At 51.5% G+C, this 25,711-nt stretch carries 29 protein-coding genes; 19 read left to right on the top strand and 10 right to left on the bottom strand.

The genetic code is table 11. From position 1 onward, the window contains the following. Positions 1-4 precede the first annotated feature (4 nt). On the top strand, positions 5-691 hold the full coding sequence (gene csiR, locus WC1_RS06425; RefSeq protein WP_016150866.1) for a DNA-binding transcriptional regulator CsiR: 687 nt from the start codon (positions 5-7) through the stop codon (positions 689-691). A gap of 12 nt (positions 692-703) precedes the next feature. On the opposite strand, the gene lysM is transcribed toward csiR, so the two are convergent. Continuing rightward, a complete protein-coding gene (gene lysM, locus WC1_RS06420) occupies positions 704-1,153 on the bottom strand; it encodes a peptidoglycan-binding protein LysM (protein ID WP_003037241.1) in 450 nt (149 codons plus the stop codon). Between the two features lie 95 nt (positions 1,154-1,248). After that, positions 1,249-1,407, bottom strand: a complete 159-nt coding sequence (locus tag WC1_RS23995) for a YqaE/Pmp3 family membrane protein (RefSeq protein ID WP_003037242.1) — start codon at positions 1,405-1,407, stop codon at positions 1,249-1,251. Positions 1,408-1,591: 184 nt separating this feature from the next. Between WC1_RS23995 and WC1_RS06410 the strand changes: the two genes are divergently transcribed. The 3 genes from WC1_RS06410 to WC1_RS06400 all read left to right on the top strand — a co-directional run bounded on the left by WC1_RS06410 (position 1,592) and on the right by WC1_RS06400 (position 2,698). Further along, a complete protein-coding gene (locus WC1_RS06410) occupies positions 1,592-1,891 on the top strand; it encodes an ArsR/SmtB family transcription factor (protein WP_003037247.1) in 300 nt (99 codons plus the stop codon). Between the two features lie 9 nt (positions 1,892-1,900). Next, the gene (locus WC1_RS06405) at positions 1,901-2,428 is read left to right on the top strand and encodes a rhodanese family protein (protein WP_016150867.1); all 528 of its coding nucleotides are present in this window, start codon (positions 1,901-1,903) and stop codon (positions 2,426-2,428) included. Positions 2,429-2,518: 90 nt separating this feature from the next. Continuing rightward, on the top strand, positions 2,519-2,698 hold the full coding sequence (locus WC1_RS06400) for a hypothetical protein (RefSeq protein WP_003037253.1): 180 nt from the start codon (positions 2,519-2,521) through the stop codon (positions 2,696-2,698). A 36-nt stretch (positions 2,699-2,734) separates the two neighbouring features. On the opposite strand, the gene stpA is transcribed toward WC1_RS06400, so the two are convergent. Next, complete coding sequence (gene stpA / locus WC1_RS06395) at positions 2,735-3,136, bottom strand: DNA-binding protein StpA (protein ID WP_003839690.1); 402 nt, start codon at positions 3,134-3,136, stop codon at positions 2,735-2,737. A gap of 557 nt (positions 3,137-3,693) precedes the next feature. On the opposite strand from stpA, the gene alaE reads away from it, so the two are divergent. Further along, the gene (alaE, locus tag WC1_RS06390) at positions 3,694-4,143 is read left to right on the top strand and encodes an L-alanine exporter AlaE (protein ID WP_003037259.1); all 450 of its coding nucleotides are present in this window, start codon (positions 3,694-3,696) and stop codon (positions 4,141-4,143) included. A gap of 36 nt (positions 4,144-4,179) precedes the next feature. Here the strand turns inward: alaE and WC1_RS06385 are convergent, their stop codons facing one another. Next, the gene (locus WC1_RS06385; protein ID WP_003037262.1) at positions 4,180-4,530 is read right to left on the bottom strand and encodes a DUF2002 family protein; all 351 of its coding nucleotides are present in this window, start codon (positions 4,528-4,530) and stop codon (positions 4,180-4,182) included. A gap of 248 nt (positions 4,531-4,778) precedes the next feature. Beyond that, the gene (locus WC1_RS06380; RefSeq protein ID WP_003846028.1) at positions 4,779-6,113 is read right to left on the bottom strand and encodes a MocR-like pyridoxine biosynthesis transcription factor PdxR; all 1,335 of its coding nucleotides are present in this window, start codon (positions 6,111-6,113) and stop codon (positions 4,779-4,781) included. Between the two features lie 90 nt (positions 6,114-6,203). Here WC1_RS06380 and WC1_RS06375 point away from each other — a divergent pair, with 90 nt between their 5' ends. The 14 genes from WC1_RS06375 (at position 6,204) to emrB (ending at position 20,369) form a co-directional block, all read left to right on the top strand. Next, a complete protein-coding gene (locus WC1_RS06375) occupies positions 6,204-6,635 on the top strand; it encodes a carboxymuconolactone decarboxylase family protein (RefSeq protein WP_003037267.1) in 432 nt (143 codons plus the stop codon). A gap of 279 nt (positions 6,636-6,914) precedes the next feature. Further along, the gene (nrdH, locus tag WC1_RS06370) at positions 6,915-7,160 is read left to right on the top strand and encodes a glutaredoxin-like protein NrdH (protein WP_003846033.1); all 246 of its coding nucleotides are present in this window, start codon (positions 6,915-6,917) and stop codon (positions 7,158-7,160) included. Next, on the top strand, positions 7,157-7,564 hold the full coding sequence (nrdI, locus tag WC1_RS06365; protein ID WP_016150868.1) for a class Ib ribonucleoside-diphosphate reductase assembly flavoprotein NrdI: 408 nt from the start codon (positions 7,157-7,159) through the stop codon (positions 7,562-7,564). The genes nrdH and nrdI overlap by 4 nt, the downstream gene beginning before the upstream one ends. Beyond that, positions 7,537-9,681, top strand: coding sequence for a class 1b ribonucleoside-diphosphate reductase subunit alpha (nrdE, locus tag WC1_RS06360; protein WP_016150869.1), 2,145 nt, complete (start codon positions 7,537-7,539; stop codon positions 9,679-9,681). The genes nrdI and nrdE overlap by 28 nt, the downstream gene beginning before the upstream one ends. A gap of 10 nt (positions 9,682-9,691) precedes the next feature. After that, complete coding sequence (gene nrdF / locus WC1_RS06355; RefSeq protein WP_016150870.1) at positions 9,692-10,651, top strand: class 1b ribonucleoside-diphosphate reductase subunit beta; 960 nt, start codon at positions 9,692-9,694, stop codon at positions 10,649-10,651. 354 nt (positions 10,652-11,005) lie between these two features. Further along, positions 11,006-12,208 (top strand): glycine betaine/L-proline ABC transporter ATP-binding protein ProV, encoded by a 1,203-nt coding sequence (gene proV / locus WC1_RS06350; protein ID WP_003037282.1) that lies wholly within the window; start codon positions 11,006-11,008, stop codon positions 12,206-12,208. Further along, entirely contained in the window at positions 12,201-13,265 is a 1,065-nt protein-coding gene (gene proW, locus WC1_RS06345; RefSeq protein WP_003037285.1) for a glycine betaine/L-proline ABC transporter permease ProW, read from the top strand. Before proV ends, proW begins: the two co-directional genes overlap by 8 nt. 68 nt (positions 13,266-13,333) lie before the next feature. Then, a complete protein-coding gene (gene proX / locus WC1_RS06340) occupies positions 13,334-14,329 on the top strand; it encodes a glycine betaine/L-proline ABC transporter substrate-binding protein ProX (RefSeq protein WP_003037288.1) in 996 nt (331 codons plus the stop codon). A 191-nt stretch (positions 14,330-14,520) separates the two neighbouring features. Continuing rightward, a complete protein-coding gene (locus WC1_RS06335) occupies positions 14,521-15,705 on the top strand; it encodes an MFS transporter (RefSeq protein WP_003839673.1) in 1,185 nt (394 codons plus the stop codon). A 122-nt stretch (positions 15,706-15,827) separates the two neighbouring features. Beyond that, positions 15,828-16,565, top strand: coding sequence for an AzlC family ABC transporter permease (locus tag WC1_RS06330; protein ID WP_016150871.1), 738 nt, complete (start codon positions 15,828-15,830; stop codon positions 16,563-16,565). Next, complete coding sequence (ygaH, locus tag WC1_RS06325) at positions 16,555-16,890, top strand: L-valine transporter subunit YgaH (RefSeq protein WP_003037297.1); 336 nt, start codon at positions 16,555-16,557, stop codon at positions 16,888-16,890. The genes WC1_RS06330 and ygaH overlap by 11 nt, the downstream gene beginning before the upstream one ends. 90 nt (positions 16,891-16,980) lie before the next feature. Next, the gene (emrR, locus tag WC1_RS06320) at positions 16,981-17,511 is read left to right on the top strand and encodes a multidrug efflux transporter EmrAB transcriptional repressor EmrR (protein WP_003037300.1); all 531 of its coding nucleotides are present in this window, start codon (positions 16,981-16,983) and stop codon (positions 17,509-17,511) included. Between the two features lie 130 nt (positions 17,512-17,641). Beyond that, a complete protein-coding gene (gene emrA / locus WC1_RS06315; protein WP_016150872.1) occupies positions 17,642-18,814 on the top strand; it encodes a multidrug efflux MFS transporter periplasmic adaptor subunit EmrA in 1,173 nt (390 codons plus the stop codon). A 16-nt stretch (positions 18,815-18,830) separates the two neighbouring features. Beyond that, positions 18,831-20,369 carry a multidrug efflux MFS transporter permease subunit EmrB gene (gene emrB, locus WC1_RS06310; RefSeq protein WP_003037306.1) on the top strand — a complete coding sequence of 513 codons (1,539 nt, stop codon included), beginning with the start codon at positions 18,831-18,833 and terminating at the stop codon, positions 20,367-20,369. A 48-nt stretch (positions 20,370-20,417) separates the two neighbouring features. Here the strand turns inward: emrB and WC1_RS06305 are convergent, their stop codons facing one another. From WC1_RS06305 to yqaB, 5 genes are all read right to left on the bottom strand, one after another. Next, positions 20,418-21,785, bottom strand: coding sequence for a carbohydrate porin (locus WC1_RS06305; protein ID WP_016150873.1), 1,368 nt, complete (start codon positions 21,783-21,785; stop codon positions 20,418-20,420). A 346-nt stretch (positions 21,786-22,131) separates the two neighbouring features. After that, complete coding sequence (gene luxS / locus WC1_RS06300; protein WP_003037312.1) at positions 22,132-22,647, bottom strand: S-ribosylhomocysteine lyase; 516 nt, start codon at positions 22,645-22,647, stop codon at positions 22,132-22,134. Between the two features lie 149 nt (positions 22,648-22,796). Further along, the gene (gshA, locus tag WC1_RS06295) at positions 22,797-24,353 is read right to left on the bottom strand and encodes a glutamate--cysteine ligase (RefSeq protein WP_003037314.1); all 1,557 of its coding nucleotides are present in this window, start codon (positions 24,351-24,353) and stop codon (positions 22,797-22,799) included. A gap of 77 nt (positions 24,354-24,430) precedes the next feature. After that, positions 24,431-24,859: a YqaA family protein gene (locus tag WC1_RS06290; protein WP_003037317.1), complete on the bottom strand. Its 429-nt coding sequence runs from the start codon at positions 24,857-24,859 to the stop codon at positions 24,431-24,433. After that, positions 24,856-25,422: a fructose-1-phosphate/6-phosphogluconate phosphatase gene (gene yqaB / locus WC1_RS06285; RefSeq protein WP_016150874.1), complete on the bottom strand. Its 567-nt coding sequence runs from the start codon at positions 25,420-25,422 to the stop codon at positions 24,856-24,858. The genes WC1_RS06290 and yqaB overlap by 4 nt, the downstream gene beginning before the upstream one ends. Positions 25,423-25,711 lie beyond the last annotated feature (289 nt).

Genomic DNA, 25,711 nt, shown 5'->3' on the forward strand with positions numbered 1-25,711 from the left:
GACCATGACCGCCATTCCCCAACCGACGGCCATTGATGGATACCGCTGGCTGAAGAACGACATCATCCGCGGTGTGTATCAGCCTGATGAAAAACTGCGTATGAGCCTGCTGACCTCACGCTATGATCTTGGCGTTGGACCGCTACGCGAAGCGCTTTCGCAGTTAGTTGCCGAGCGGTTAGTGACGGTAGTAAATCAGAAAGGGTATCGTGTTGCCCCGATGTCAGAGCAGGAGTTGCTCGATATTTTCGATGCCCGCGCCAATATGGAAGCCATGCTGGTCGCGCTGGCCATTGAACGCGGCGACGACGCCTGGGAAGCTGAAATTCTGGCGCGCGCGCATATGCTTAGTAAGCTTGAAGCCATTGATGCCAGCGAACAGATGCTCGACGAGTGGGATCAGCGCCATCAGGCGTTTCACTCGGCGATTGTCGCTGGCTGTGGTTCACAATATCTGCTGCAAATGCGCGAACGACTGTTCGATTTGGCGGCTCGCTACCGGTTTATCTGGCTGCGAAAAACGGTGCTGTCGGTGGAGATGCTGGAAGACAAACACGATCAGCACCAAACGTTGACCGAAGCAATTCTGGCACGCGATGCCGCGCGCGCCAGCGAATTAATGCGCCAGCACCTGCTGACGCCGATTCCGATTATTCAACAGGCGATGTCCGGTAAATTGCTGACGGAATAAGCCTGAATAATATTACTGCTCCGGAATACGTAACACCTGCCCAGGATAGATTTTATCCGGACTTTTCAGCATTGGTTTATTCGCTTCAAATATCTGGTTATACAGGTTGGCATTACCGTAAACCTGTTTAGCAATAGCGCTCAGGGTATCCCCTGATTTCACGGTATAAAACTGGCTTTCGCTCGCGGGCGCAGAGGTTTTAACCTGATCATCTACGCTGGCAATACCGGAGATATTACCAATCGCGATCAGAATTTTTTCTTTCGCCTCCTGACTTAATCCATCACCAGAAACAGTGGCTTTGCCTTCGTTAATTTGCACGTCCACTTTATCCGCATCAGGGATGCCAGTTTTGTTCAGGTGTTCCTGCACTTTTTTTGCCAGATCGGCTGTGTCATGGTTTCCAGTGACCGCATCCCACAGTTTTTCACCCGCATCTTTTACAAAATTGAAGAGTCCCATATCCACCTCGGTAATTAACAATTAACACCCAAAAGTGTAGCAGAGGAGAAAGGGGGCCAAAGAAAACGGCGCCAAAGCGCCGTAGTTGAAAGGAATTAATTACGCGTCTGTATCCAGAAGGCATGGATCAAACCAGGGATGTAGCCCAGCAGCGTCAGAACGATATTGAGGATAAATGCCCAGCCGAACCCCTTCCCCAGCAGCACGCCAAGCGGGGGCAGAATAATAGTAAAAACGATTCTCCAGAAACCCATACACACTCCCTACAAGCAAAAAATTAATCATTGTTTAAAAAGAGATTTTATCTCTAAGAGTAGCCATTCTACCCAACTCCGCCAGCATTCCGCGGCTGTTTTACCCTCCTTTACGCTCTTTACGCTGGCGTACGTTGGTTGTTTATTTTAGAATGTGCTTAATTTAGATTGTGCTTAAATACATATGACTGAACTTGAACAACTCCAGGCCAGCGCAGAACAAGCTGCCGCCCTGCTAAAAGCGATGAGTAACCCGAAACGGTTGCTGATTTTGTGCATGCTCTGCGGTTCACCCGGTACCAGCGCAGGCGAGTTAGCCCGTGTTACCGGCCTTAGCCCTTCCGCCACTTCCCAGCATCTGGCGCGTATGCGTGAAGAAGGTCTGATAGAAAGCCAGCGCGATGCCCAGCGCATCCTCTACTCCATTAAAAATGCGGCCGTGAATTCGCTGATCGCCACATTAAAAACACTGTATTGCCCATAAGGAGCCATCATGACTATTGGGACGATTTCCCCGCGCGAGGCGCAGACACTGGTCGCGCAAGGTGCAAAACTGATTGATATCCGCGACGCTGACGAGTATCTGCACGAGCATATTCCTGAGGCTCATCTGGCACCGTTGCCCGCGCTTGAACAGGGATCGCTGCCTGCGAATTTACGCGCCGAGCAGGTGATTTTTCACTGCCAGTCAGGCAAACGTACACAAAATGCGGCAACAAAACTGAGCGCCATTGCTGCGCCCGCGCAGGTCTGGCTGCTGGAAGGTGGAATTGACGGCTGGAAAGCCGCAGGGTTGCCGGTGACGAAAGACAGTTCACAACCGTTACCGCTGATGCGTCAGGTGCAGATAGCCGCAGGTAGCCTTGCCTTACTCGGTGTTATTCTGGGTTACACCGTCAGCAGTATTTTCTTCCTGCTGAGCGGTTTTGTCGGGGCCGGGCTGATTCTCGCTGGCGTGACCGGCTTTTGCGGCATGGCGCGTCTGCTGGACAAAATGCCCTGGAACCGACGTACTCATTAAGCGGTAATCATTGAAACAGCACTGTACCCGCCGGTTGACGTGATCTATGGTGAGTTCTGCGATAAATGATAAATAAAGGAGCGCAACAATATGTTTAAACCTGGCGATCTGGTTCAACCGCGTATGGGCGGTCCAAAACTGAAAGTTGTTGAAGTCAATGACGATCAAATTGTGGCGGTACAAGCCAGTAATGAAAACGGTGATAAATTCACGCTGAAAGCAGCTGATGTCACGCGATATACCGAAGAGGGTGATTTCGGCGTTTGCTGAAAATAAGCGGTGAGGATCTCCTCACCGCCTTCGTAATTAGATCAGAAAGTCATCAAGAGATTTACCGGTAGCCAGCGCCTGGGCAATTGGCTTCGGTGTGCGACCTTGCCCAGTCCATGTTTTCGTTTCACCATTGAGATCGATAAAACGATATTTCGCCGGGCGCGGTTGGCGTTTTTTAACTGAACGTGTCGTAGCCGGTGTTATGCTCAGCAGCTCCTCCGGGCTAATCCCGTCTGCCTGCATCTGCGCCAGCAAGGCATTAATTTTTGCCTGCTGTTCTGCGCGTTGGCGCTGTAGCTGTTCTTCTTCATCGCGCCGTTCTTTGGTCACTACCCTGAATTTTTCAAGCATATCTTCCAGTACATCAACGGAAAATTCACGAGCCATTGCACGCAGCGAGCGGATATTATTTAAGTTTTTTAACATTGAACTCATATTAACAAAACCTCTTTAACGTAAAACATAAAAACGGTATTACGCTAAATATTGTATGCAACTGATTATTATATTTCCAGTCTAATTTATTCACAGGTCATTAAACAAATAGCCAACTCTGATATTTATAGCATCCATTCTGCTATCGCGCAGACAATATATTCTATTACCCTGATTGCAGCTTTGAATATACCTGCAAGGTATCTCAGTGCGTCACTTAAGAAACAGGCCACAGCATCGCGTGGAACCAACGAGTATACATATTGCACATCAGTCAACATTCAGAAAAGGAGCGCAAAAAATTCAGAAAAACAAGCAAAAATAACTCTTTGATCTAAAAGAATTTTAATTAACACAGCAACGAAAACACCAAAACGAACAAAAAACAAACCATTGCAGAGCATTTTATCGACAAAAAGACAATAAATAAAAATTTTAAGCTAGTTGCTAGTTATTATCCAGGCAGATATCCTATTAAAACGCGAAAGCAGCAAGACAAATCACTAGCAGTTAAGGTATTCAAAACCTTTTTCCCCCTTTTTACAAGGAGCATTAACATGTTCTCTCCGCAGTCACGCTTGCGTCATGCAGTAGCAGACACGTTCGCGATGGTTGTTTATTGTTCTGTCGTGAACATGTTGATCGAAATATTCCTTTCTGGAATGAGCTTCGAACAGTCGCTGTATTCCAGATTAGTCGCTATCCCTGTCAACATACTGATCGCGTGGCCATACGGCATGTACCGTGATTTGTTCATGCGCGCGGCGCGTAAAGCCACGCAGGCAGGATGGGCAAAAAATCTGGCGGATGTGCTGGCTTATGTCACCTTCCAGTCGCCGGTGTATGTGATTATTCTGCTGACGGTTGGCGCGGACTGGCACCAGATTACGGCTGCAGTAAGTTCGAACATCGTGGTGTCAATGCTGATGGGCGCTGTCTATGGCTACTTTCTTGATTATTGCCGCCGCTTGTTTAAGGTCAGCAGCTATCATCAGGCTAAAGCCTGACACGCTTCTTTGCGACTGGCACTGCCAGTCGCGTTATTAGTTAGAATTAACGTCGCCAAACAACCCACTCAGATAACGCTCCAGCGCAATTCGCGAGCTAAAGCCGTGCGGAATACCATAATGTTCGTGTGTCTCACCGGCTAAATACAGTGGGAATTGCTGATAATGATCGCAGGTTTTAATATCCGTCGCTGGTTCTGCCAGCGAAGAGCTGCGCTCTTTTAGCGTGGGATGGATAATTAATGCGGTACGTCCCATGCGTGCTTCACGGTTAACGTACACATAATTTTCGCCACGACGATAGCCGTACGTTTTCTGCGTCACTACATCAACGGTAAAGCCCACTTTTTCAAGTACGCGCGCCACCTCATCAGGTCGTAAATACATATTATTTTCCTCGTTATCTTTTACTGCGGGCTTACCTTACCTGATTCAGCATTAGCAACGCTTTCAGAAAAGTCCATAAACGGGTGGCGATGGTGGGACGCATATCGTAAGAACCTTATATACCCTAAATAATTCGAGTTGCAGGAAGGCGGCAAGGGAGCGAATCCCCAGGAGCTTACTAAAGTAAGTGACTGGGGTGAACGAACGCAGCCAACGCACATACAACTTGAAGTATGACGGGTATAGATTTATGTCAGCGCCATCCGCAGTTGGTACGCCGCCTGTTGCGCCATTTCCGCCGAGCTGATATTGGTAAATGACAGCAATATTCCCCCCTTTCCTTCTGACGTTATTCGCCAGCGGCTTAACGCCTGAACAGCTAACCCGGCCTGATTCGCTTTGCGCACCAGCGCAATATCATCTCCGTCCACACTCATCACCAGTTGAATCCCACCTTCCTGAGGAATGACGCTAAATCCTTGTTCGGTCAGGGCGTTTTCCATCCATTGTCGTCGTTCAGCATAATGCTGCCGCATACGTTTTAAGTGTCGCCAGAAGTGGCCGTCTCGCATAAAATCCGCCAGCGTTTGCTGCCATAGAACCGGAACGCTACAGGCCGTTAGCGCCGCTTGTTGGCGAAAGTGTTCAACCTGGGTCAGGGGCACCACCAGCCATGCCGTACGCAAAGCCGGAAACATCGATTTGCTGAACGTTCCGGCATAAATCACCCGCTGGGGCGCATCCAGACTTTTTAGCGGCGGCAACGGCTTACCGTGGTAACGAAATTCACTGTCATAATCATCTTCGATTACCCACGCCTGCGCACGAGTCGCCCACTCCAGCAACTGGTGGCGACGGTCTAAAGACAGTGCTACCCCCAGTGGGCTTTGATGTGCGGGAGTAAGCAGTACAAAACGCGCCTGCGGGTAGTCGCGGATCCCGGCGCTGACATCCAGACCATCGGCATCCACCGCTACCGGCTTCAACTCAATGCGTTCTTGAGCCACCACAGGCCGAATCAGCGGAAAGCCGGGATCTTCGACCCACATTCCCTCTCCGGGATGCGCCAGAGCGCGCAGGATTAACGTCATTGATGCCGCATAGCCTGAAGTGATAAAAATCTGCTCTGGCTGGCATTCAATGCTGCGTGAGACCCGCAGGTAATCCACAATCGCCTGACGTAACGCCCGCTCGCCACACACATCGCCCACCGCCAGATCAAAACGCGTTTGGGTGCGTAAACGCCGTCCCATCACCCGCGCCCAGACTTCGCGCGGAAAAAGATCGAGTGCGGGTAATCCCATCTGAAAAGTTTGCGGTCTGGGATTTTCTCCGGCAAAGATGGCAGGAGAAACAGGTGCCCTTTCTGGTCGCAGTTGCTCACTGACAAACGTTCCTGCCTGTCCACGCCGCGCGAGCCAGCCCTGCGCCACCAGCTCTGCATAGGCATTTTCCACCGTCGAGCGTGATACTCCCAGCTCCTGGGCCCAGGTCCGACTGGAGGGCAATCTGGTACCGGGCTTGAGTTCACCTTTCTCAATTGCGTTTTTTAACTGACGGGCGATTTGCTGATAGCGCGGCATTTATGGTCTGCTTTTTTTGCAAAAATATGGCTCTCTGTAGCAGTCCATTATAGTGCTACATTGCGGGTCATCCAAACGAGGAGAAATACCATGACCATGTTACGCCAGCCCTATTATGAACTCAGCCCTGAAATCTATAACGCTCTGGTTCAGGCAAGCAAAGCGCTGGAGAACTGCGCGCTGGAACCTACGCTGACGGAACTGATTTACCTGCGGGTCTCGCAAATCAACGGCTGCGCCTTTTGTCTGGAAATGCACAGTAAAGCACTGCGCAAATCCGGAGTTGCGCAGGCCAAACTGGATGCGCTGGCAGGCTGGCGGGTGAGTCACCACTTCAGCGAGCAGGAACGTGCGGCGCTGGCGTGGGCCGAATCGGTCACTCAAATTGCCACTAGTCACGCCGAAGATGACGTTTATCTGCCGCTGCTCGACCATTTCAGCGCGAAAGAGATTAGCGACCTGACATTCGCCATTAGCCTGATGAACTGCTTTAACCGCCTGGCGGTGGGGATGCGCATGTGATTCTGCGCTTCCGGATGGCGGCATAAACGCCTTATCCGGCCTGGGAAGTGCTTTCCTGTAGGCCGGATTAGACGCGACGCGCGCCATCCGGCAACCTGCGATGGTACATATCACTTCCCCTGCCATGCCCATAACCCAGCCCATCATCAATCTAAAATTCCCATATCTTGTATGGTTGAATCTTTTTAAAACTACATCTAGTATCTTTCCTATCAGGACACACACAACCCGACGCCCTCTATCGCGCCGATCTTTTATTTTTAAATGGAAATACGAATCATGCGTATTATTATTTACACTCGCAATAACTGTGTTCAGTGCCATGCCACCAAACGGGCAATGGAAAGCCGTGGTTTTGACTTTGAGATGGTAAACGTCGATTTACAGCCCGATTTGGCTGATAACCTGCGCGATCAAGGGTTTCGCCAGTTACCGGTCGTAGTCGCGGGTGAAACCAGTTGGTCAGGGTTTCGCCCGGACATGATCAACCGTCTGCATCCGGAACACCGTGTGGTCAGCGCATGAGTCAGCTCGTCTACTTCTCCAGCAGCTCCGAAAATACGCACCGCTTTATGCAGCGTCTGGGGCTGCCTGCCATCCGCATTCCGCTTAACGAACGCGAGCCGATCCGGGTAGACGAACCTTACATATTAATCGTGCCGTCCTACGGCGGCGGCACTGCTGGCGCGGTCCCAAGACAGGTGATCCGCTTTTTAAACGATACGCACAACCGGGCGTTAATCCGTGGAGTGATCGCCTCCGGCAATCGTAATTTCGGTGACGCCTACGGTCGCGCGGGTGATGTCATCTCACAAAAATGCGGTGTGCCGTGGCTCTATCGCTTTGAGCTGATGGGCACCCAAAGCGATATCGACAACGTTCGAAAAGGAGTGAGCGAATTTTGGCAACGACAAACGCAGAACGTGTAATGCAGCCAACGCTGGATTATCACGCCCTGAACGCCATGCTGAATCTGTATGATAAAGCCGGGCGCATTCAGTTCGACAAAGACCATCAGGCGGTGGAGGCCTTCTTTGCCGCACACGTCCGCCCCAACTCGGTGGCGTTTGCCAGCCAGCAGGAGCGCCTGGAAACGTTGGTGGATGAAGGCTATTACGATGCCAGCGTGTTAGCCCGCTACGATCACGCGTTCGTGCTGAAGCTATTCGCCCACGCCCACGCCAGCGGGTTCCGTTTCCAGACGTTCCTCGGCGCATGGAAGTTCTACACCAGCTATACGTTGAAAACGTTCGACGGTAAGCGCTATCTCGAAGACTTTGAGGATCGGGTAACGATGGTGGCACTCACGCTGGCGCAGGGCGATGAAGCACTCGCGATGCAACTGACCGATGAAATGCTCTCCGGGCGCTTTCAGCCCGCCACACCAACCTTTTTAAACTGCGGTAAACAGCAACGCGGCGAGCTGGTCTCCTGCTTCCTGTTGCGTATTGAAGACAACATGGAGTCTATTGGTCGGGCGGTCAACTCCGCACTTCAGCTCTCCAAACGCGGCGGCGGCGTGGCATTTTTGCTCTCCAACCTGCGCGAGTCAGGTGCGCCCATTAAACGCATTGAGAACCAGTCCTCTGGGGTGATCCCGGTAATGAAAATGCTGGAAGATGCGTTTTCTTATGCGAATCAACTCGGGGCACGTCAGGGCGCAGGCGCGGTGTATCTGCACGCACACCATCCGGATATTTTACGTTTTCTCGATACCAAGCGCGAAAACGCCGACGAGAAAATCCGCATCAAAACGCTCTCGCTTGGCGTGGTGATCCCCGACGTCACCTTCCGGCTAGCGAAAGAAAATGCCCGGATGGCGCTGTTCTCACCGTATGACGTGGAACGGATTTACGGCAAACCGTTCGGTGATATCGCCGTGAGTGAGCGGTATGACGAACTGGTGGCCGACGAACGCGTGCGCAAAAAATACATTAACGCCCGCGAATTCTTCCAGCGGCTGGCCGAGATCCAGTTTGAGTCTGGTTATCCTTACATCATGTTTGAAGATACGGTGAATCGCGCCAATCCGATTGCCGGTCGGATCAATATGAGCAACCTGTGCTCGGAGATTTTGCAGGTTAACAGTGCCTCCACCTACGATGAAAATCTCAATTACGAGCAGATCGGGCACGATATCTCCTGCAATCTCGGCTCCTTGAACATTGCCCATACCATGGATTCACCCGATTTTGGTCGTACCGTGGAAACGGCGGTTCGCGGCTTAACCGCCGTTTCGGACATGAGCCACATCCGCAGCGTGCCTTCGATCGACGCCGGGAACAGCGCGTCGCACGCGATTGGTCTTGGGCAGATGAATCTGCACGGGTATCTGGCGCGGGAAGGGATCGCCTACGGCTCGCCGGAAGGGCTGGATTTCACCAATCTCTATTTCTACACCATCACATGGCATGCGCTGAATACGTCAATGAAGATCGCCCGCGAGCGGGGTCAAACCTTTGCCGGATTCAAACAGTCACGCTACGCCAGCGGCGAGTATTTTAACCAGTATCTGCAGGGCGACTGGCAGCCAAAAACCGACAAGGTCCGCACACTGTTTGCCGCCAGCGGCATTACGCTACCGACGCGCGAGATGTGGGCGCAACTGCGTGAAGATGTGATGCGCTACGGTATTTATAACCAGAATTTACAGGCGGTTCCGCCCACCGGTTCTATCTCCTACATCAACCATGCCACGTCAAGCATTCACCCGATCGTGTCGAAAGTAGAGATTCGTAAAGAGGGCAAAACCGGGCGCGTTTACTACCCTGCCCCGTTTATGACCAATGAGAATCTGGCCTTGTATCAGGATGCCTACGAGATCGGTCCACAAAAAATCATTGATACTTACGCTGAAGCAACGCGGCATGTCGACCAAGGGCTTTCACTGACGCTCTTTTTCCCCGATACCGCCACCACGCGCGATATCAACAAAGCGCAGATTTACGCCTGGCGTAAGGGCATCAAATCCCTGTACTACATCCGACTACGCCAGCTGGCGCTGGAAGGCACCGAAATCGAAGGCTGCGTGTCATGCGCGCTGTAAGGAGGAGAAAATGACATTATCCCGCGTGAGCGCCATCAACTGGAACAAGATTGAGGATGATAAAGATCTTGAGGTATGGAACCGTCTGACCAGTAACTTCTGGCTCCCGGAAAAGGTCCCGCTCTCCAATGACATTCCGGCCTGGCAAACGTTGAACGCAGCCGAACAGCAGCTAACAATCCGCGTTTTTACCGGGCTGACGCTGCTCGACACCATTCAGAATGTTGCCGGAGCACCAGCGTTAATGACTGATTCGTTAACGCCGCATGAAGAGGCGGTGCTGTCGAATATCAGCTTTATGGAGGCGGTGCACGCCCGTTCCTATAGCTCTATTTTCTCCACCCTTTGCCAGACCAAAGATGTGGATGCAGCTTACGCCTGGAGTGAAGAAAATACCCCACTCCAGCGCAAGGCGCAGATCGTTTTGGCACATTACGCCAGCGACGAACCGTTGAAGAAAAAAATAGCCAGCGTGTTTCTGGAATCCTTCCTGTTCTATTCTGGCTTCTGGTTACCGATGTATTTCTCCAGTCGCGGTAAACTGACCAATACCGCCGATCTCATTCGTCTGATCATTCGTGATGAAGCGGTTCATGGGTATTACATTGGTTATAAATATCAAAAAGGTCTGGAGCATATTTCCGAATCAGCACGCGAAGAGTTAAAGCATTTTGCCTTTGACCTGTTGATGGAATTGTATGATAACGAAGCGCGTTATACGGAAGAATTGTATGCAGAGACCGGCTGGGTGGATGACGTCAAAGCCTTCCTTTGTTACAACGCCAATAAGGCATTAATGAATTTGGGATACGAGGCGCTATTTCCGCCTGAAATGGCGGAGGTTAACCCGGCAATCCTTGCCGCGCTGTCGCCCAACGCTGACGAAAACCACGATTTCTTCTCGGGTTCCGGTTCATCCTATGTGATGGGAAAAGCGGTCGAAACCGAAGATGACGACTGGAATTTCTAGCACTCATTTTCACGGGAAATACCGTACATTTTTCGCGGAAATATTTTAACAGGATCACACTTTTGTCGTGCAAATATAATTGTGTGATCTACACTCAATATCAGACGCATTATTCGCCTGCATTCCAGCAATTCAGGCGACTTTTCATTGCCATTTACAAAAAATATTAAGCCGCTCACATTCGCGCTCAGCCCTTATATCACGGGAAGTCCCGCCACCTGACCTTTGGCAATATTCATGCCACAACCAAATTCAGGGTTGTCTCAGATTCTCAGTATGTTAGGGTAGAAAAAGGTCACTATTTCCATCAGGTAATATATCGATATAAACAAATAACAGGAATCATTCTATTGCATGGCAATTAAATTAGAAGTTAAAAATCTCTATAAGATATTTGGAGAGCATCCGCAGAGAGCCTTCAAATATATTGAAAAAGGACTTTCAAAAGAGCAGATTCTGGATAAAACGGGGCTATCGCTTGGCGTTAAGAACGCCAGTCTGGCCATTGAAGAAGGCGAGATATTTGTCATCATGGGATTATCCGGTTCGGGTAAATCCACAATGGTACGCCTTCTCAATCGCCTGATTGAACCCACCCGCGGGCAGGTATTGATTGACGGCGTAGACATCGCCCGGATATCCGATGCTGAGCTTCGCGAGGTGCGCAGAAAAAAGATTGCGATGGTGTTCCAGTCCTTTGCCCTGATGCCGCACATGACGGTGCTGGACAATACGGCATTCGGCATGGAATTAGCCGGTGTTGGTGCGGATGAACGTCGTGAAAAAGCATTAGATGCGCTACGTCAGGTTGGTCTGGAGAATTATGCTCACGGATACCCGGATGAACTTTCCGGGGGTATGCGCCAGCGTGTAGGCCTCGCCCGCGCATTAGCCATTAACCCTGATATCTTATTAATGGATGAGGCCTTCTCAGCCCTCGATCCATTAATTCGTACTGAGATGCAGGATGAACTGGTAAAACTACAGGCGAAGCATCAACGCACCGTGGTCTTTATATCGCATGATCTCGACGAAGCTATGCGTATTGGCGACAGAATTGCCATTATGCAAAACGGTGAAGTGGTCCAGGTCGGCACGCCGGATGAAATCCTGAATAATCCAGCCAATGATTATGTACGCACCTTCTTCCGCGGCGTTGATATTAGCCAGGTCTTCAGTGCGAAAGATATTTCACGCCGTAGCCCCGAAGGTTTAATTCGTAAAACGCCCGGGGTGGGTCCACGTTCGGCGCTGCAATTATTGCAGGACAAAGATCGCGAATATGGTTACGTGATCGAACGCGGCAATAAATTCGTTGGCGTTGTTTCAATCGACTCCTTAAAAACAGCGTTAAGTCAGGCGCAAGGTATTGAAGCGGCATTGATCGATGAGCCGTTAGCCGTAGATGCACAAACTCCTCTCAGCGAGTTGCTTTCTCATGTCGGCCAGGCCCCGTGCGCGGTGCCGGTTGTTGATGAGGAACAGCAGTATGTGGGCGTCATTTCAAAACGCATGCTGTTACAGGCTTTAGATCGTGAGGGGGTAAACAATGGCTGATCAAACTAATCCGTGGGATACCACACCAGCGGCCGACAGCGCCGCACAAACTGCCGATGCCTGGAGCACGCCATCCGGTGCGCCCACTGACGGCGGTGGCGCGGACTGGCTGACCAGCGCCCCCGCGCCGGCACCAGAGCATTTCAATATTATGGATCCGTTCCATAAAACGCTGATCCCACTGGACAGCTGGGTCACAGAGGGGATCGACTGGGTCGTTACCCATTTCCGTCCGGTCTTCCAGGGCATTCGTGTCCCGGTGGATTACATTCTCAACGGTTTTCAACAGCTGCTGTTAGGTATGCCAGCCCCGGTGGCGATTATCCTGTTCGCGCTAATTGCCTGGCAGATTTCCGGTGTTGGGATGGGCGTTGCTACGCTGATTTCCTTGATTGCCATCGGTGCCATCGGCGCGTGGTCGCAGGCCATGATAACTCTGGCGCTGGTGTTGACCGCGTTGCTGTTCTGCGTGGTGATCGGTCTGCCGATGGGGATCTGGTTGGCGCGCAGTCCACGGGCAGCAAAAATTGTTCGCCCGCTGCTGGACGCCATGCAAACCACACCCGCGTTTGTCTATCTGGTGCCGATTGTCATGTTGTTCGGTATTGGTAACGTCCCGGGCGTAGTGGTGACGATTATCTTCGCCCTGCCGCCAATCGTACGTCTGACTATTCTGGGGATTAACCAGGTGCCAGCCGATCTGATTGAAGCCTCGCGTTCGTTTGGTGCCAGCCCGCGCCAGATGCTGTTTAAAGTGCAGCTCCCGCTGGCAATGCCCACCATTATGGCTGGGGTTAACCAGACGCTGATGCTGGCGCTCTCAATGGTCGTCATCGCGTCGATGATTGCCGTGGGCGGGCTGGGTCAGATGGTTCTGCGCGGAATTGGTCGTCTGGATATGGGGCTTGCCACCGTCGGCGGAGTTGGGATTGTGATCCTCGCCATCATTCTGGATCGCCTGACACAGGCCGTTGGTCGCGATTCGCGTAGCCGTGGCAACCGTCGCTGGTACACCACTGGTCCCGTTGGGCTTATCACTCGCCCTTTCACGAAGTAATTCACCCGTTGCCCGGTGGCGCATTGCTTACCGGGCCTACACGTCCCTCCAATAATTAAGGAACAACGATGCGACAGAAAGCAATTATTGCCACAGCGTTTGCCACCCTTGTCTCCACCAGCACTTTCGCTGCCGACCTGCCGGGCAAAGGCATTACCGTACAGCCAATCCAGAGCACTATCTCTGAAGAATCCTTCCAGACGCAGTTAGTCGCTCGTGCGCTGGAGAAACTGGGTTACACCGTTAACAAAACCAGCGAAGTTGACTACAACGTCGGCTATACCTCCATTGCCTCTGGCGATGCAACTTTTACCGCCGTGAACTGGCAGCCGCTGCATGATGATATGTACGCCGCGGCGGGCGGAGACAAAAAATTTTATCGCGAGGGGGTATTCGTTACGGGTGCCGCACAGGGTTATCTGATCGACAAAAAAACCGCTGAGCAGTACAAAATCACCAATATCGCCCAGTTAAAAGATCCGAAGATCGCCAAAATCTTTGACACCAACGGTGACGGAAAAGCCGATATGATGGGCTGTTCACCGGGCTGGGGTTGTGAAGCAGTAATCAACCACCAGAACAAAGCTTTCGATTTGGAAAAAACCGTCGAAGTCAGCCACGGTAACTATGCAGCGATGATGGCTGACACCATTACCCGCTTCAAAGAAGGTAAACCCATTCTTTACTACACCTGGACACCGTACTGGGTCAGCGACGTAATGAAGCCGGGTAAAGATGTGGTCTGGCTGCAGGTGCCGTTCTCTTCCCTGCCTGGCGAGCAGAAAGATATTGATACCAAGCTGCCAAACGGCGCCAACTACGGCTTCCCGGTGAACACGATGCATATTGTCGCCAATAAAGCCTGGGCGGAGAAAAACCCGGCTGCAGCGAAACTGTTTGCCATCATGAAGCTGCCGCTGGCGGATATCAACGCGCAAAACGCAATGATGCACGACGGGAAAGCGTCTGAAGCCGACGTGCAGGGTCACGTTGACGGCTGGATCAAAGCCCACCAGCAGCAGTTTGACGGCTGGGTGAACGAAGCGCTGGCCGCGCAGAAATAACCAACTCGTAGGCCTGATGAGCGTAGCGTCATCAGGCACAATAACCATACCAATGCCGGATGGTGGCGCGATGCGCCTTATCCGGCATATCCACCCTCCTCCAATCGCACAATCCATCACTCAACAAATCAGCAACATTTAATCACTTCCGTTATGATTGTTTTCTGCAATCCATTATTCAGTTGAAAACCATGACGAAAACAACTCAGGGACTTAGCCCTTCGCTAATCCTGTTAATGTCTATCGCCACCGGCCTCGCCGTCGCCAGTAACTATTATGCGCAGCCGCTGCTCGACACCATCGCACGCAACTTTTCGCTCTCTGCCAGTACCGCAGGGTTTATCGTCACCGCGGCCCAGCTCGGCTATGCCGCTGGCCTGCTGTTCTTAGTGCCGCTCGGCGATATGTTTGAACGCCGGATGCTGATTGTCTCCATGACGCTGTTAGCGGCTGGTGGCATGCTGATCACCGCCAGCAGCCAGTCGCTGGGTATGCTGATCCTCGGTACTGCCCTGACCGGTCTGTTCTCGGTAGTGGCACAGATTTTGGTTCCGCTGGCGGCAACGCTTGCCACACCGGACAAGCGCGGTAAGGTCGTCGGCACGATTATGAGCGGCCTGTTGCTAGGTATTCTACTGGCGCGCACCGTGGCGGGATTACTGGCGAATCTTGGCGGCTGGCGCACTGTATTTTGGGTCGCATCAGTATTAATGGCGCTGATGGCGGTTGCACTGTGGCGCGGCCTGCCGAAGATGAAATCCGATACCCATCTCAACTATCCGCAGCTGTTAGGCTCCGTATTCAGCCTGTTTATTCACGATAAATTGCTGCGTACCCGCGCGATGCTGGGCTGCCTGACTTTTGCCAATTTCAGTATTCTGTGGACCTCGATGGCATTTTTGCTCGCCGCGCCACCGTTTAACTATTCGGAAGGAATGATTGGTCTGTTCGGTCTGGCGGGTGCCGCAGGGGCGTTAGGCGCACGTCCGGCGGGCGGTTTTGCCGATAAAGGTAAATCCCACCTGACCACAACTATGGGGCTGCTATTACTACTGCTCTCCTGGCTTGCTATTTGGTTTGGGCATGCTTCAGTCCCCATGCTGATTATCGGTATTCTGGTGTTGGACCTCACCGTTCAGGGAGTGCACATCACCAACCAGACGGTTATCTATCGCATTCATCCTGACGCGCGTAATCGCCTGACCGCCGGATACATGACCAGCTATTTTATTGGCGGAGCGGCAGGTTCGCTGATTTCAGCCTCTGCCTGGCAGCATGCCGGGTGGGCTGGCGTTTGTCTGGCAGGTACGACCGTTGCCATACTCAACCTGTTGGTCTGGTGGCGAGGTTTTCACCGTCAGGAAGCCGTAAATTAAGCGTATAACGCATGTTTACCGCTGATTGGGCTCCACAGGGTGTTAAGGAGCCCATCAGTCTGCTAAGGTTATAACTCATTGAACCAAGTTATATTAATTTCGGTAATGAAACCTATAACCCTATGGAAAGCCCTGTACCCCAGTCTGAATCCAGTTCGGCAACGTTAACGGAAGGATTCAAAGACAGCCTGCCAATAGTTATCAGCTATATTCCGGTCGCTTTTGCATTTGGTCTCAATGCCACTCGCCTTGGCTTTACGCCGGTTGAAAGCATCTTTTTCTCCTGCATTATCTATGCGGGAGCCAGCCAGTTTGTCATTACCACCATGCTCGCCGCAGGCAGTTCGCTGTGGGTCGCCGCGCTGACCGTCATGGCCATGGATGTCCGTCATGTTTTGTACGGCCCTTCCCTGCGTAGTCGGATCGCCCAGCGACTGAGTAAACCCAAAAGCGCGCTGTGGGCTTTTGGCCTTACCGATGAAGTCTTTGCCGCTGCAACGGCGAAACTGGTACGGGATAACCGGCGCTGGAGTGAAAATTGGATGATCGGCATTGCGCTATGCTCCTGGGCCTCCTGGGTGTTTGGTACGGTGCTCGGCGCGTTTTCCGGCAGTGGTTTACTCAAAGATTACCCGGCGGTTGAAGCGGCACTGGGCTTCATGCTCCCGGCGCTGTTTATGAGCTTCCTGCTCGCGTCATTCCAACGAAAACAGGCGCTTTGCGTGACTGCGGCCCTGGCCGGGGCGCTGGCTGGCGTCATGCTGTTTTCCATCCCTGCCGCTATCCTTGCAGGTATTGTCTGTGGATGCCTGACGGCGCTCATCCAGTCATTTTGGCAAGGAGGTCCTGATGAGCTATGAAGTTCTGCTACTTGGCCTGTTGGTCGGCTGCGTAAATTACTGTTTTCGCTATTTGCCGCTCCGTCTTGGGGTCGGCAATGTTCGCCCGACGAAGCGCGGCGCGACGGGCATATTACTCGACACTATTGGCATTACATCAATTTGCGCCCTGCTGGTGGTGTCTACCGCGCCAGAAGTGATGCACGACGCTCGTCGGTTCGTGCCTACTCTGGTGGGGTTTGTCATACTGGGTGCAAGCTTCTATAAGACCCGCAGCATCATCATTCCAACGTTACTGAGTGCTCTGGGCTATGGATTAGCCTGGAAAATGCTGGTTGTCTTATAGATAAAAACAATCATTTTAAATTAATAATACATTTACTTTATTTGTCACTGTCGTTACTATATCGGCTGAAATTAATGAGGTTATACCCAAATGGATAGTTCGTTTACGCCCATTGAACAAATGCTAAAATTTCGCGCCAGCCGCTACGAAGAGTTCCCTTATCAGGAAGTGCTTCTGACTCGTCTATGCATGCACATGCAGGGCAAGCTGCTGGAAAATCGCAATAAGATGCTGAAAGCTCAAGGGATTAACGAGACGTTGTTTATGGCGTTGATTACGCTGGAGTCTCAGGAAAACCACAGTATTCAGCCTTCTGAACTGAGTTGTGCGCTTGGCTCGTCACGTACTAACGCTACCCGCATCGCGGATGAGTTAGAAAAACGTGGCTGGATCGAACGTCGCGAAAGCGATAACGATCGCCGCTGTCTGCATCTGCAATTGACCGAGAAAGGCCATGCATTTTTGCAAGAGGTGTTACCGCCTCAGCATAATTGCCTGCACCAGCTCTGGTCGTCTCTTAGCACCACCGAAAAAGATCAGCTTGAGCAAATTACCCGTAAACTTCTGACCCGTCTTGATCAGATGGAGCAGGATGGCGCGGTGTTAGAAGCGCTGCGCTAAGGCGTCGACTCGCTCAGAAATCCAGATTTATAAATGAAAAAACCGACAGGCCAGCACGCATACTGCTGGCCTGTCTGATAAACAGGTCGGCTCAGCCGATGTGAATAAAAAGAAGATCGTGGAGAAAAACATGAGCGCAAATGCGGAGACTCAAACCCCGCAGCAACCGGTCAAGAAGAATGGCAAACGTAAAAGTCTGCTTCTCCTTCTGACCTTGCTCTTTATTATCATTGCCGTGGCATATGGGATTTATTGGTTTTTAGTACTGCGTCATTACGAAGATACAGATGATGCGTACGTGGCAGGGAACCAGGTTCAAATCATGGCGCAGGTATCAGGCAGCGTGACGAAAGTCTGGGCTGATAACACTGACTTTGTAAAACAAGGCGATGTGCTGGTCACCCTCGACCAGACAGATGCCAAACAGGCATTTGAAAAAGCCAAAACTGCGCTGGCCTCCAGCGTGCGTCAGACGCACCAGTTGATGATCAACAGCAAGCAGTTACAGGCCAACATTGAAGTGCAGAAAACAGCTCTGACGCAGGCACAAAGCGATTTTAATCGCCGTGTCCCGCTGGGCAATGCCAACCTGATTGGCCGCGAAGAGCTGCAACATGCGCGTGATGCCGTCGCCAGCGCTCAGGCTCAGCTTGATGTCGCAATCCAACAATATAATGCTAACCAGGCAATGATTCTCGGCAGCAAGCTGGAAGATCAACCCGCCGTACAACAGGCCGCCACCGAAGTGCGCGATGCCTGGCTGGCGCTGGAACGTACCAGAATTGTCAGCCCAATGACCGGTTATGTATCCCGTCGCGCCGTACAGCCTGGTGCGCAGATTAGCCCAACCACGCCGTTAATGGCGGTTGTTCCGGCCACCAACCTGTGGGTGGATGCCAACTTCAAAGAAACACAGCTCGCCCACATTCGTATTGGCCAACCCGCGACGGTTGTCAGCGATATTTATGGCGATGACGTGAAATATACCGGTAAAGTTGTCGGCCTCGATATGGGAACGGGCAGCGCCTTCTCCTTGCTGCCAGCACAAAACGCGACCGGTAACTGGATCAAAGTCGTCCAGCGTCTGCCGGTGCGTATCGAACTGGATGCGCAGCAACTGGCACAGCATCCTTTGCGGATCGGTTTGTCTACGCTGGTTACAGTCGATACCTCCAATCGTGACGGACAAATTCTGGCAAGCCAGGTCCGCACCACGCCGGTATCAGAAAGTAATGCACGTGAAATCGACCTTGCTCCGGTCAATAAGATGATCGAAGAGATCGTGCGGGCCAACGCGGGCTAATTCAAAGGTGCGTGTGATGCAACAGCAAAAACCGCTGGAAGGCGCGCAGCTCGTCATAATGACGATCGCGCTGTCCCTGGCGACATTCATGCAGGTGCTGGACTCCACCATTGCTAACGTGGCGATCCCCACTATCGCCGGGAACCTCGGCTCTTCATTGAGCCAGGGAACCTGGGTGATCACCTCATTCGGGGTAGCGAACGCTATCTCTATTCCGATCACCGGCTGGCTGGCAAAACGCTTTGGCGAAGTAAGACTCTTTATGTGGTCAACTATCGCCTTCGTCATTGCGTCATGGGCATGCGGGATGTCCACCAGCCTGAACATGCTGATTTTCTTCCGCGTAATCCAGGGTATTGTCGCCGGTCCATTAATTCCGCTGTCACAGAGCCTGTTGCTGAATAACTATCCACCCGCCAAGCGTTCCATCGCCCTCGCGCTATGGTCGATGACGGTGATTGTTGCCCCGATATGTGGTCCTATTCTGGGGGGCTATATCAGCGACAACTATCACTGGGGCTGGATATTTTTTATCAACGTGCCAATCGGGGCTGCGGTGGTATTGATGACCCTGCAAACCCTGCGCGGTCGGGAAACCAAAACCGAGCAGCGGCGCATTGACGCCATTGGTCTGGCACTGCTGGTCATCGGTATCGGCAGTTTGCAGATTATGCTCGACCGCGGCAAAGAGCTGGACTGGTTCGCCTCGCAGGAGATTATCATCCTGACGGTGGTCGCCGTGGTTGCTATCAGCTTCCTGATCGTCTGGGAACTTACCGACGAGCACCCGATTGTCGATCTCTCGCTGTTTAAGTCGCGCAACTTTACCATCGGCTGCCTGTGTATTAGCCTGGCCTATATGCTCTACTTCGGCGCCATCGTCCTGCTGCCGCAGCTATTGCAGGAGGTTTACGGCTATACGGCAACCTGGGCTGGTCTGGCGTCCGCGCCGGTAGGGATTATTCCGGTGATCCTGTCGCCAATTATCGGCCGCTTTGCGCACAAGCTGGATATGCGTCGGCTGGTGACGTTCAGTTTTATTATGTACGCCGTCTGTTTCTACTGGCGTGCGTGGACGTTCGAGCCGGGTATGGACTTTGGCGCATCGGCCTGGCCGCAGTTTATTCAGGGGTTCGCTGTAGCCTGCTTCTTTATGCCGCTGACGACCATTACGCTGTCCGGTTTACCGCCTGAGCGTCTGGCGGCTGCATCGAGCTTGTCTAACTTTACGCGAACGCTGGCCGGCTCTATTGGTACATCGATTACAACAACGATGTGGACTAACCGTGAGTCGCTGCACCATGCGCAATTGACGGAATCCGTTAACCCCTACAACCCAAATGCTCAGGCAATGTACGACAAGCTGCAGGATTTAGGGATGACGCACCAGCAGGCGTCAGGGTGGATAGCTCAGCAGATCACTAATCAGGGTCTGATTATTTCCGCCAACGAAATCTTCTGGATGTCGGCGGGGATCTTCCTGGTTTTGCTTGGTCTGGTATGGTTCGCTAAACCGCCCTTCGGCGCGGGCGGCGGCGGCGGTGGAGCGCACTAACTATCTGATAAAAGGGATCTGCGGATCCCTTTTTTATTGTGGCCAGCATCAGAAATAATATTTGAATCTCAGGCGTCCGCCGTAACGTGCATCTTCGCTGTTGTCGCCATTGTTCGGATCGGCCTCAACCCATGAGGCATAAGCACCGAGATAGATATTAAAGTTTTTCATATCCATCACATTGGGGAATAAATATGAGGCATGAATAGTGTGAATGTCATAATTGCCGGGATCGGTGATCCAGCAATCGTTCTCACAAACGGCATCGATATTGGTAGCATTGAAGGCTTCGATTTTGTTATGCGCATAGATATAGCCCAGTTCGAATCGATGCCACAACGCGTTCACCCCAGCGGTAAAATCGGTCTCATCGGTCGCGTCCATATAAGCAGTATTCAGGTTAATCACCGCGCCGTCTTCCGCATCGGTTTTTTGTCCGTCCCAGGTCATGGTAAAACCATACCCCGTACGATCGGACTGATCGATCCACTTCCCGTTCTCATAATAGCCGTAGGCGTTGTTAACGACGTTACTTTCCATCGCCACTGCCGTCGAGAAACGCCCGTTTTGCCAGGCGATCACCGGGCGCACGTAAGCCACGTTTTTATCATTGGTTAAGTCCATCCCGTGGTACTGCTTCTCGGTATAGAGCGTACTGCCATTTTCCATCAATGTATTCACTTCAAAATACCAGTTATCGATGGTTTTACTTATCAGGAAATTACCGCCGCTGTCGCTACGTCCACGCCCCTCTTTCATCATATAAATATAGCCATAGCCATCACTGTAAAGATCATTCGCCGTATTACCTGAATATTCAATAAACGTATCCTGATTCAGCGGGAACATATCGTACGCTTCAAAACGTCCGACCTTAATTTGCCAGTCTTTTTCCTGGCCAAAAAAGAACACTGCATCATCGAGATTCATTTTTCCGGTCAGGTCTGCCAGCGGCTGAACTGAGAATCCGGCGAAATTACCGTTGTTCAGTCGTTGGTAGCCATCAAACCCTAATAGCAGACGCCCGTTGATATCCCAACGTTCATTCGTTCCCGGCGCCCAATCTTTATTTGCTGAAGTTCTGGTTGATGTCAGGCTACCAGAGCGGCTTGCCGCATCCATATTAAACTCAACGTCGCCATAGAACTTGATATCGCTAAAACCGGATAGCGTTAATTTGGGTGGATTTTCCGTAGAGGCTGAGGGTTCAGCAGATTGTACTTGCACCGTCGGCGCTGCGGCTACCTGCTGCTGCCTCAGCGAGCGAATTTGCGATTCAGCATCTGCGGCTCGCTGTTCGGCATTAATCACGCGCTGCTCCAGTTCAGCAAGACGCTGTTCAATAGCGGTATTTGCTGCCCAAAGGTTATGCGAAAAGCAAGCGCCGACCACAAGCGCTAAATATTTCACCTTCATTTTTTATCCCTAAAGTTTAATGTATACCAGATAAGATTTGATAAAAACCCCATCCACCAGCGATGAAAAGAGTCTTTTTATTACCTGGATATCTGGCGTATTCCATTATGTTTTTCTATTAATTATTTATGTTTTTTGATTTATGTGATCGGTGTGAGCTGGCATCGTTAATTATCCATTATTTTCTGTTTACCAGATCACGTTTTATTATTTAACAGGTCACCCATTAATTAACTGAAATTATATTCCTGTCGTAAATATAATAGATATAGATTATATGACGAAATAAAAAACCCCGGACATAAACCGGGGTTAATTTAAATACTGGAACAGCTAATCAATAAGACTAAATATGCAGTTCCTGCAATTTCTCTTTCGGCAGCGCCAGCTCTTCATTGCTGTTCACGCGTACATCACGCTCCAGAATATGACGCGCGATATCCTGTGCTTCGCTAAGAGAGTGCATCTGATACGTACCGCACTGGTAAACGTTCAGCTCCGGGATCTGGTTCTGATCCTGTACTTTCAGCACGTCCGCCATTGCCGCTTTCCACGCATCGGCAACACGCTGCTCGTCCGGCGTACCAATCAGGCTCATGTAGAAGCCGGTACGGCATCCCATCGGAGAGATATCAATAATCTCAACGCCATTACCGTTCAGATGGTTACGCATAAAACCTGCAAACAGGTGCTCCAGCGTATGGATACCTTTCTCAGGCATGACTTCTTTGTTCGGAATGCAGAAACGCAGATCAAACACGGTGATTGCGTCGCCATGTGGGGTGTTCATCGTTTTTGCAACCCGGACCGCGGGAGCTTCCATCCGGGTGTGATCGACAGTAAAACTATCTAACAACGGCATTTAGCCACCTCCGATAAATTTTTTAAAAATAATCTGAACTCTTTGTTCCGGGGCGAGTCTGAGTATATGAAAGACGCGCATTTGTTATCATCATCCCTGTTTTCAGAGATGAAATTTTGGCCACTCCCGAGTGGCCTTTTTCTTTTGTATCAAGCGTGCTTTTCCAGCCACACGCTAAACGGCTCAGTATCAGCCGCTTCAATCTCCTGCTGACGACGCTTCGAAGCCTCGGTTTCAGCAATGAATTCAGCTTCCTGCAATATTTCTAATGGCTCTTCACGCAGCAAATTTCGGTAAGCCTCACCCAGCGCTTTGCCCGTACCGCCAATGCCTTCATCAATCATAGACCGTAGGATCCGGGCAGAGAAAGTCAGTTCAGGATTGTCAAAACAGACAACCAGTTCATCACAGACCTTCTGATACTCCTCTCCCCCATCGATGCTGTCCAGCGTTTGTGCCACGCGTTTCAGATCGCGGAACAAATCTTTCCCAACCTTAGGCAGCGGGAACTGGGCTGTTTCACAGCCAATACCTAACGTCAGTCCAGGCTTACGCCCTTCGAGAATCACACGATTCCAGTTTTTACGCGTACACAGCAATTCATCACTGCTCATTTCCGGGGCATCGGCCAGCGCACACCAGACCATAAACAGATCGAGGAAGCGCACCTGCTGCTCGTCCACGCCGATCGGTGAGAACGGGTTGATATCCAGCGAGCGTACTTCGATGTACTCGATACCGCCACGCAGAAGCGCATCAGATGGTGTTTCACCACGACGAGTGACACGTTTCGGACGAATAGGCGCATACAGCTCATTTTCAATCTGCAGAACGTTGCTGTTGATTTGCAGACGCTTACCGTCTTTCTCCAGACCGATCGCTGCGTACTCCTCGGAGGGCGTTTTAATCGCGCGCTTTAATCCTGCCACATACTCATGCAAATCGTTAAACGTAATTCCAAGATTGCTTTGCGACTTATTGGTATACCCCAAATCACTCAGACGCAGCGATGTCGCGTACGGCAGGTAGTACATCCCGCAGTCGGTTTTTTCAAACGGCAGGGTTGTCGGTTTTCCTTGCAGGAAAGAGGAACAAATGGCCGGAGAGGCGCCAAACAGATACGGGATCACCCAACCAAAACGGTAGTAGTTGCGGATCAGACGGAAGTAGCCCGCGGAGATCTTCTCTTTAGCATCTTCGCCTTCGGTTACGCCGCACTTCGCCTGCCAGAAAGCCATTGGCAGCGAGAAGTTGTAGTGTACGCCTGAGATTGTCTGCATCAATGCACCGTAACGGTTTTTAAGGCCTTCACGGTACAGCGTCTTCAGGCGACCGGTGTTCGACGTGCCGTACTGCGCCAGTTCGATATCCTGGCCTTCGGCAATATAGCAAGGCATGCTCAACGGCCACATACGCTCGTCGCCCAGGTTTCTGGCGGTATAACGATGCAGGTCGCGCATGAATGTGAGCATTTTCTCAATGTCATCGCCTGGCGGAGTGATAAATTCCAGCAGCGCTTCGGCAAAGTCAGTAGTTATCCATTTATGCGTTAGCGCTGAGCCTAACACCTCAGGATGGCCTGTCGTTGCTAATGACCCATCTGCATTAACACGCAGCGTTTCGCGCTCCAGACCACGTTGAATCCCCTTTAACGCCTGAGGATGGTTTTCCAGCCAGGCCAGCGCCTGTGATACGTCCGGGATCAAATTGACCTCCCGCCTGTCAAAATCGTTTTAATTAGCATAATGGTATTGGTTACCCTGAAGGCTATCTCACAACACAATTAGTGCCACCACATAATGCCTTGCGTCGTAACCGCTGCGACAACAACATAGCGCAGCGCCTTGCCAAGGCATAAGAAAAAGAGAACTGGACCCCACGAGATGCGCATCCACCCGGCTAACAGGCACAATAAATCACCTACAACCGGCATCCAGCTTAATAATAGTGTGACAGCGCCATAGCGCTGCAGCCAGCCAGTGGCTTTTTCTTGCCAGCGCGATGTTTTACGCAAAGGAAAGAAACGCCCAAGGATAACGTTAGTTAACCCTCCAAGGCTATTACCCATTGTTGCTGTTAAGACTAAGACCCAGGGATGACTTATCCCGGAGACCAGCAAAGCAACTAAAACGACTTCAGAATTACCGGGTAATAGCGTGGCGCTGAGAAAACTGCTGGCAAACAGTGACAGGAGCGACAGTCCATCACTCACAATAACCGGACATCCACGGCGTCCATTCCCGCAGCGTGCGCCGCCTGTATTCCAAAATCGGCATCTTCAAACACGACGCAACGAACCGGAATAACCCCCATACGTTCGGCACAAAGCAAAAACGTATCAGGAGCAGGTTTGTGGCGTTGTACGTGATCGGCTGCGACGACAGCATCAAAATAGCGACGCAGTCCAAGGTGAGCGAGCAGCGCTTCTGCAATTGCGCTTTCACTCCCCGTTCCTACCGCCATAGGCCGACGCCCATGCCAGGCTTTCACGACGTCAACCAACGGCAGAGGCTGGACGCTATCCAGCAACATGCTTTTCACTTTGTCAGTTTTCTCGCGCGCTAAGGCATGGGGGTCAAGATCGGCATGATTCAATTCAATTACCGACTGGGCAATACGCCACGTTGGGGAGCCGTTGAGGGCGACCATGGCTTGTTCATCAAACCGCAGCCCATAATGCCCCAATACCTCATGCCACGCCTTACGGTGCGTTGGCTCAGTATCCAGGATGGTGCCATCCATATCAAAAATCAAACCCGCATAACGTTCGTACATCGTCTTCTCACAAGCCGAATGACCAGACGTTATTTTATCGTAATTGATTGATTTTGTCGCTGACAGCGAATTGAGGGGGGTTCAGAGAGTATGTGGAAATAATTTAAAGGGGGAGATGGTGCATCCGGGAGGATGACTCACTAGCGTTCGCCCTGCGGGCCGTTGCTGGAGCAACGTTATCCTTCCTGGTGCTCGCGATTATCTCGCAGACCATGAAACAACAGTTTTGCTGCTATCTCGGAGAAGATGGTGCATCCGGGAGGATTCGAACCTCCGACCGCTCGGTTCG

This window comes from Citrobacter sp. KTE30 (assembly GCF_000398825.1).
Taxonomy (GTDB): domain Bacteria; phylum Pseudomonadota; class Gammaproteobacteria; order Enterobacterales; family Enterobacteriaceae; genus Citrobacter; species Citrobacter freundii.

Bases quoted from the DNA above. Each gene is read 5' to 3' on its own strand.
- nrdI (WP_016150868.1), top strand. From the start codon at position 7,157: ATGAGTCAGCTCGTCTACTTCTCCAGCAGCTCCGAAAATACGCACCGC.
- yqaB (WP_016150874.1), bottom strand. From the start codon at position 25,422: ATGTACGAACGTTATGCGGGTTTGATTTTTGATATGGATGGCACCATC.
- WC1_RS06330 (WP_016150871.1), top strand. From the start codon at position 15,828: ATGGAAAGCCCTGTACCCCAGTCTGAATCCAGTTCGGCAACGTTAACG.
- csiR (WP_016150866.1), top strand. From the start codon at position 5: ATGACCGCCATTCCCCAACCGACGGCCATTGATGGATACCGCTGGCTG.
- WC1_RS06375 (WP_003037267.1), top strand. From the start codon at position 6,204: ATGACCATGTTACGCCAGCCCTATTATGAACTCAGCCCTGAAATCTAT.
- ygaH (WP_003037297.1), top strand. From the start codon at position 16,555: ATGAGCTATGAAGTTCTGCTACTTGGCCTGTTGGTCGGCTGCGTAAAT.
- WC1_RS06410 (WP_003037247.1), top strand. From the start codon at position 1,592: ATGACTGAACTTGAACAACTCCAGGCCAGCGCAGAACAAGCTGCCGCC.
- alaE (WP_003037259.1), top strand. From the start codon at position 3,694: ATGTTCTCTCCGCAGTCACGCTTGCGTCATGCAGTAGCAGACACGTTC.
- WC1_RS06400 (WP_003037253.1), top strand. From the start codon at position 2,519: ATGTTTAAACCTGGCGATCTGGTTCAACCGCGTATGGGCGGTCCAAAA.
- WC1_RS06380 (WP_003846028.1), bottom strand. From the start codon at position 6,113: ATGCCGCGCTATCAGCAAATCGCCCGTCAGTTAAAAAACGCAATTGAG.
- emrB (WP_003037306.1), top strand. From the start codon at position 18,831: ATGCAACAGCAAAAACCGCTGGAAGGCGCGCAGCTCGTCATAATGACG.
- emrR (WP_003037300.1), top strand. From the start codon at position 16,981: ATGGATAGTTCGTTTACGCCCATTGAACAAATGCTAAAATTTCGCGCC.
- WC1_RS06405 (WP_016150867.1), top strand. From the start codon at position 1,901: ATGACTATTGGGACGATTTCCCCGCGCGAGGCGCAGACACTGGTCGCG.
- WC1_RS06305 (WP_016150873.1), bottom strand. From the start codon at position 21,785: ATGAAGGTGAAATATTTAGCGCTTGTGGTCGGCGCTTGCTTTTCGCAT.
- WC1_RS06335 (WP_003839673.1), top strand. From the start codon at position 14,521: ATGACGAAAACAACTCAGGGACTTAGCCCTTCGCTAATCCTGTTAATG.
- WC1_RS06385 (WP_003037262.1), bottom strand. From the start codon at position 4,530: ATGTATTTACGACCTGATGAGGTGGCGCGCGTACTTGAAAAAGTGGGC.
- nrdF (WP_016150870.1), top strand. From the start codon at position 9,692: ATGACATTATCCCGCGTGAGCGCCATCAACTGGAACAAGATTGAGGAT.
- nrdH (WP_003846033.1), top strand. From the start codon at position 6,915: ATGCGTATTATTATTTACACTCGCAATAACTGTGTTCAGTGCCATGCC.
- emrA (WP_016150872.1), top strand. From the start codon at position 17,642: ATGAGCGCAAATGCGGAGACTCAAACCCCGCAGCAACCGGTCAAGAAG.
- stpA (WP_003839690.1), bottom strand. From the start codon at position 3,136: ATGAGTTCAATGTTAAAAAACTTAAATAATATCCGCTCGCTGCGTGCA.
- proV (WP_003037282.1), top strand. From the start codon at position 11,006: ATGGCAATTAAATTAGAAGTTAAAAATCTCTATAAGATATTTGGAGAG.
- lysM (WP_003037241.1), bottom strand. From the start codon at position 1,153: ATGGGACTCTTCAATTTTGTAAAAGATGCGGGTGAAAAACTGTGGGAT.
- proW (WP_003037285.1), top strand. From the start codon at position 12,201: ATGGCTGATCAAACTAATCCGTGGGATACCACACCAGCGGCCGACAGC.
- WC1_RS23995 (WP_003037242.1), bottom strand. From the start codon at position 1,407: ATGGGTTTCTGGAGAATCGTTTTTACTATTATTCTGCCCCCGCTTGGC.
- luxS (WP_003037312.1), bottom strand. From the start codon at position 22,647: ATGCCGTTGTTAGATAGTTTTACTGTCGATCACACCCGGATGGAAGCT.
- proX (WP_003037288.1), top strand. From the start codon at position 13,334: ATGCGACAGAAAGCAATTATTGCCACAGCGTTTGCCACCCTTGTCTCC.